This window comes from Methanobrevibacter sp. (assembly GCF_045646045.1).
Classification (GTDB): domain Archaea; phylum Methanobacteriota; class Methanobacteria; order Methanobacteriales; family Methanobacteriaceae; genus Methanocatella.
Map to the genome: position 1 here is coordinate 1 of NZ_JAZRJY010000120.1, position 5,570 is coordinate 5,570.

Consider the following 5,570-nt stretch of genomic DNA (forward strand, 5'->3'; position numbering starts at 1 on the left):
TTTTGTTAGTTTTTTTTTCATAAAATTTTTTTTAAATGATTATATTTAATAGTAATTGTTCACATAACTATAATTCAATCAATAATATTAAACTTAATGGGCTAACTCGATGTGAAAACATTTATATGTCATTAGTAATAAAATATAATTTACTAATCTGATAATTGAATTATAATTTTAGATGGGAGAAAAAAGGTTGAAATATTATAAAATCAAATTATTATTTGTTTTTTATAATATTATTCGTTTGATGCTTTATCGGCGAATTTTATATGGGATAAAAATTATTGAAATCAGATTATTTAATTGATATGAACAATAATTTTATTCGTTTTGCTTTTTTTACAAAATCTTTGGTTATTTATTTGATGTCGATAGTATATTTATAAATTTATTGAAATGGTGAGTAACTATGGATTCTAAGAAAATAATCATTGCTGTTATAGCTATAGTAGCTGTTATTGCTGTGGGTGTATGGGCTTCAGGTTCATTAAACACAAATAACAGTTTAGATGGAAAAGAAGTTAATCTAGCTGCAGCAGCTAGTTTGAAAAATGCTTTTGATAAAGATTTAATTCCAATGTTTGAAAAGAAATATCCTGGTGTAAAAGTTAACCCTACTTATGCTTCTAGTGGGGATTTGCAATCTCAAATTGAAAATGGTTTGGGTGCGGATGTATTCATGTCTGCTTCCAATAAACAGATGAATAAGTTAGCAAATGAAAGTTTAATTAATAATGATACTAATGTTCAATTTTTAGAAAATAAGGTTGTTTTGATTGTGCCTAAGGATTCATCTTCCAATATAAGCTCCTTTGATGATTTAAAAAATGTAAAAGGTAACATTGCTATTGGTAATCCTGATTCAGTACCTGCAGGTCAATATGCAAAAGAAGTATTGACAAATATGGGTATTTGGAACGATACTGAATCTAAATTATCTTTAGGTACTGATGTGACTGCAGTATTAAACCAAGTAGCTCAAGGATCTGCTGAATGTGGTATTGTATATGCTACTGATGCAAAATCTAATGATAATGTTAAAGTAGTTTGTGAAGCTCCTAATGGTACTTTAAAAACTCCAGTTATCTATCCGGTAGCTGAACTCAAAAACCCTAAAAACCCTGAAGCTGCAAAAGCATTCATGGAATTCTTAAAAACTCCTGAAGCTAAAGAGGTATTTGAGAAATATGGTTTTACTATTCATTAATTGAGTTAGTATTGTATTCGATTGAAAAATAAAAATATATTAAGGTGATATAGACATGACTGATTGGTCCCCGGTTTTCATTTCAATGAAAACTGCAAGTTTATCAATTTTTATAACCTTTTTTGTAGGTTTATTTGTTGCTTGGGGTCTTGTTAAATTAAAAAATGATTCAATAAAAATTGTACTTGATGGTATTTTTACACTGCCTCTTGTATTGCCTCCTACTGTAGTGGGGTTCTTTTTATTGTGGACTTTTGGTGTTAGAGGACCAATCGGTAAATTTTTTATTGATTTTTTCACTGTGAAAATTGCTTTTTCATGGTCTGCAACAGTTATTGCTGCAGTAGTCATGTCTTTTCCTTTAATGTATCGTTCCGCTCGAGCAGCATTTGAACAGGTGGATTCTAACTTATTGGATGCTGGCCGTACATTAGGCATGTCTGAGTGGAAAATTTTCTGGAAAGTGCTGTTTGCAAATGCATTGCCTGGAATTATCAGTGGTGGAATTCTTGCTTATGCCCGTGGCTTAGGTGAATTCGGTGCTACGGCTATGCTTGCAGGTAATATTGCAGGACAAACCAGAACACTTCCTATGGCAGTTTATTCTGAAGTGGCTGCTGGTAATATGGGAGAAGCTTTTAATTATGTAATAGTCATTATCATCATAGCATTTGTAGCTATTTTTATTATGGATTATATTTCTATACGTAAGGAAAAACAATGGAAATAATTTATACTTTGGGTGATAGAAATATAATTATTTCATATGATGGGGGAGATTATGAGCAATAAACTGTTAAAAGTAAATATTCAAAAGAAACTTAAAGAATTTGACTTAAAAGTTGATTTTGAATTAGAACATGGACGTTTGGGGATTCTTGGTCCTTCTGGATGTGGTAAAAGTATGACATTGAAATCTATTGCGGGCATTATAGATCCAGATAGTGGTGTTATAAGTTTAACTACTGATGAAGAAACTGTTTATTTTGATTCTAATAACAAAATTAATTTAAAACCTCAAATTAGAAATGTAGGTTACTTATTTCAGAATTATGCATTATTTCCTAATATGACTGTTGAAGAAAATATTGCTGTTGGTTTGTCTGATGATGATGAAAAAACAGTATCTGAAATGATTAGGCGTTTTCGTTTAGAAGGTTTGGAAAAAAGATATCCTAGACAATTGTCTGGAGGTCAACAGCAAAGAGTAGCTTTAGCCCGTATAATGGCTTATGGTCCTGATGTCATATTGTTGGATGAGCCATTCAGTGCTATGGATACTTTTTTAAAAGAACAATTGCGTATTGAACTTCTTAATTCGCTAAAGGATTTTGATGGATTTTCAATTATGGTTACTCATGACCGTGATGAAGCATTTCAGTTTTGTGATGAACTTATAGTATTGGACCAAGGCGAAATTATAGCAAAGGGAAATACTTATAGTATATTTGAAAATCCGAAAAAAGTTCAGGTTGCCAGACTTACGGGATGTAAAAACATTTCTAAAATAGAAATTATAGATGAAAACCATGTTAAATCTTTGGAATGGGGAGTTATATTTGAAGTATCTGAAAAAATTTCACCTAATATTACTCATATTGGAATAAGAGCACATGATTTTTCTCCTGCCGAAAAAGATGATGTTAATGTATTGGATACTACAAATTCAATAAAAGTGGAAATGCCTTTTGAATGGGAAATAACTTTGGCGAATGGTTTGTGGTGGAAATATGATAAACAGATTTATGAGCATGAATTTCTCATTCCTAAATATTTGAAAGTAGATCCTAAAAATATAATATTGCTGGAAGATTAGTTTAATTTTTCAATATTTAAAGCAATCTATTGTATGGTTATCAATAATGCCAATAGCTTCCAGATAAGAATATATTGTAGTTGATCCCACAAATTTCATACCTTTTTTCTTCAAATCTTTTGCAATCTCATCTGATAACTCTGATTTTGTTTTATATTCTGCTTTTATTATTTTACCATCAGTAAAGCTCCAGATGTAATTTGAAAAACTACCTTCTTCTTTTTGTATATCTTTAAAGACTTTTGCGTTATTAATTGTTGCTCTGATTTTGCCTTCATGGCGAATTATGTTTTCATTTTCAAGCAGTTCATGTACTTTACTTTCATCATAGTTAATAATTTTTTCAATGTTGAAATTATCAAAGGCTTCTTTAAATGCTTCACGCTTTTTTAAAATGGTTATCCATGATAATCCTGCTTGAAATGATTCTAATACAAGCATTTCAAATAGGATATCGTCATTATATTTGGCAACACCCCATTCTTCGTCATGATATCTAATATATATCTCTTCTTTTCCTTCAACCCATGAGCATCTTTTTTTCATCATGTTAATATTTAATAAAATCTATAAATAGTATTAACTATTTTACGGAGATAATATGAAATATAGAAGTTTGGGAAATACTGGATTAAAAGTAAGTGAAATAGCTTTTGGTGCTGAATGGTATATTGAAAGACCTTACGAAGATGTTGAAGAAATTGTGAGGCATTGTGAAGCTAATGGAATAAATTTTATTGATTGTTGGATGAGTGAGCCTACGGTTAGGACTAATTTGGGTAAAGCCATTAAAGATACTCGGGATAAATGGATTATACAGGGCCATATCGGTGCTACATGGCAGAATAATCAATATGTCAGAACCCGTGAAATGGATAAGGTAAAAGAGGCTTTTGAAGATTTCATGGAAAGATTTCAAATTGATATGCTAGATTTTGGAATGATTCATTATGTTGATACTCAAGAGGATTATGATGAAATAATGAATGGTGAATTTATTGAATATGTTCGTGATTTGAAGGCTGATGGCATAATTAAACACATCGGTTTTAGTACTCATAGCACGGAAATTGCTTTTTTGGCTGCAGAAAATCCTGAAATTGAATTATTGATGTTTAGTATTAATCCTGCATATGATATGTTCCCTCCGACAGATGCTCTTGATGATTATCGTGATGATGATAAATATGAAGGTTTGGCGGGTTTAGATCCAAGAAGAGCAGAACTTTATCAATTATGTGAGGATAATGGCACTCCAATAACCGTAATGAAAGGTTATGCCAGTGGAAGACTATTTGATGAAAATGATTCTCCATTTGGTGTAGCGTTAACTCCTGTTCAATGTATTCATTATGCATTGGAACAGAAAGGGGTAGCCAGTATCTTTGTTGGTGTTGGTGATACTAAAGAATTGGATGCTGCACTTGAATATGAAACCGCTTCTGATAGTGAAAAAGAGTATAAGGATATTTTAGCTAATGCACCTAAACATTCTTTTGAAGGCAAATGCATGTATTGCGGTCATTGTGCTCCATGTACCTCTGGAATTGATATTGGTGGTCTTATAAAATTGTATGATCTTGCTATTGTTCATGATGAGGTTCCACAAAGTGTCCAAGAGCATTATAACAATTTAACTTATGATGCAACTGAATGTATCGCATGTGGGGAATGTGAAGATAGATGTCCATTTAATGTTAAAATAGTGGATATAATGCTTGATGCTCAGGATTTGTTTAATTAATATTTAATAAAAAATTGATGATGAGGTTAATAGTACTTTAAGTAATAACAATAAAGTATATTATATTCAATTTGCTAAGTGAAATTATTTAAAGAAGAGTAATTAATAAAAAGGGAGTTTGTATTATGAAAAAATTAGCTTTTGGAATGATGAGGTTACCATTACTTGATGAAAATGACGAGTCAAGTGTTGATTTTGAGCAAGTAAATAAAATGGCAGAGCTGTTTTTAGAAAAGGGTTTTACTTTTTTTGACACTGCTTATCCTTATCACTTTGGTAATTGTGAAGTGGCTTTTAGAAAAGCTGTTGTAGAAAGATATCCTAGAGATTCCTATGTTATTGCAGATAAATTGCCTTTGTTTTCAATAACTTCAGAAGACCAGCTTGAACCAATATTTTCTGAGCAGCTTGAGCGTTGCGGTGTTGATTATTTTGATTATTACCTGTTGCATAATGTAAGCGGATTTTCAGAGAAGGGCTTTTTGGATGTTGATTCTTTTGGATTTGCAAATAAGAAAAAGGAAGAGGGAAAAATTAAACATTTGGGTTTGTCCACTCATGGAAATGCTGAGTATTTGGATAATATTTTGACTATGCATCCTGAAATGGAGTTTGTTTTGCTTCAGATTAATTATCTTGACTGGGAAAGTGATGGAATCGAATCAAGAAAATGTTATGAGGTGGCTTGTAAGCATAATAAGCCTGTACTTGTGATGGAGCCTTTGAAAGGTGGTTTTTTGGCTGATGTTCCTCCTGAAGCTGAAAAATTGATGAAGGATTATAATCCGGATGCTTCTGTT

6 protein-coding genes are annotated in these 5,570 nt (G+C 31.4%); 5 read left to right on the forward strand and 1 reads right to left on the reverse strand.

The annotated features are described in order from the left end of the window. Positions 1 to 412 precede the first annotated feature (412 nt). The 3 genes from modA to ACKI5C_RS07860 are packed head-to-tail and all read left to right on the forward strand — an operon-like array spanning position 413 to position 3,026. On the forward strand, positions 413 to 1,210 hold the full coding sequence (gene modA / locus ACKI5C_RS07850) for a molybdate ABC transporter substrate-binding protein (protein ID WP_407432605.1): 798 nt from the start codon (positions 413 to 415) through the stop codon (positions 1,208 to 1,210). A 55-nt stretch (positions 1,211 to 1,265) separates the two neighbouring features. After that, the gene (gene modB / locus ACKI5C_RS07855; protein ID WP_407432606.1) at positions 1,266 to 1,940 is read left to right on the forward strand and encodes a molybdate ABC transporter permease subunit; all 675 of its coding nucleotides are present in this window, start codon (positions 1,266 to 1,268) and stop codon (positions 1,938 to 1,940) included. 51 nt (positions 1,941 to 1,991) lie between these two features. Then, on the forward strand, positions 1,992 to 3,026 hold the full coding sequence (locus ACKI5C_RS07860) for a sulfate/molybdate ABC transporter ATP-binding protein (protein ID WP_407432607.1): 1,035 nt from the start codon (positions 1,992 to 1,994) through the stop codon (positions 3,024 to 3,026). Positions 3,027 to 3,035: 9 nt separating this feature from the next. Here the strand turns inward: ACKI5C_RS07860 and ACKI5C_RS07865 are convergent, their stop codons facing one another. After that, positions 3,036 to 3,572 (reverse strand): DNA-3-methyladenine glycosylase I, encoded by a 537-nt coding sequence (locus ACKI5C_RS07865; protein ID WP_407432608.1) that lies wholly within the window; start codon positions 3,570 to 3,572, stop codon positions 3,036 to 3,038. A gap of 55 nt (positions 3,573 to 3,627) precedes the next feature. Between ACKI5C_RS07865 and ACKI5C_RS07870 the strand changes: the two genes are divergently transcribed. Beyond that, positions 3,628 to 4,770 carry an aldo/keto reductase gene (locus ACKI5C_RS07870; protein ID WP_407432609.1) on the forward strand — a complete coding sequence of 381 codons (1,143 nt, stop codon included), beginning with the start codon at positions 3,628 to 3,630 and terminating at the stop codon, positions 4,768 to 4,770. A gap of 125 nt (positions 4,771 to 4,895) precedes the next feature. After that, a partial coding sequence (locus ACKI5C_RS07875; RefSeq protein WP_407432610.1) for an aldo/keto reductase occupies positions 4,896 to 5,570 on the forward strand: 675 nt, incomplete at its 3' end.

Excerpts from the sequence above, each read along its gene's own strand:
- modA (WP_407432605.1), top strand. The coding sequence starts at position 413 with ATGGATTCTAAGAAAATAATCATTGCTGTTATAGCTATAGTAGCTGTT.
- modB (WP_407432606.1), top strand. The coding sequence starts at position 1,266 with ATGACTGATTGGTCCCCGGTTTTCATTTCAATGAAAACTGCAAGTTTA.
- ACKI5C_RS07860 (WP_407432607.1), top strand. The coding sequence starts at position 1,992 with ATGAGCAATAAACTGTTAAAAGTAAATATTCAAAAGAAACTTAAAGAA.
- ACKI5C_RS07865 (WP_407432608.1), bottom strand. The coding sequence starts at position 3,572 with ATGAAAAAAAGATGCTCATGGGTTGAAGGAAAAGAAGAGATATATATT.
- ACKI5C_RS07870 (WP_407432609.1), top strand. The coding sequence starts at position 3,628 with ATGAAATATAGAAGTTTGGGAAATACTGGATTAAAAGTAAGTGAAATA.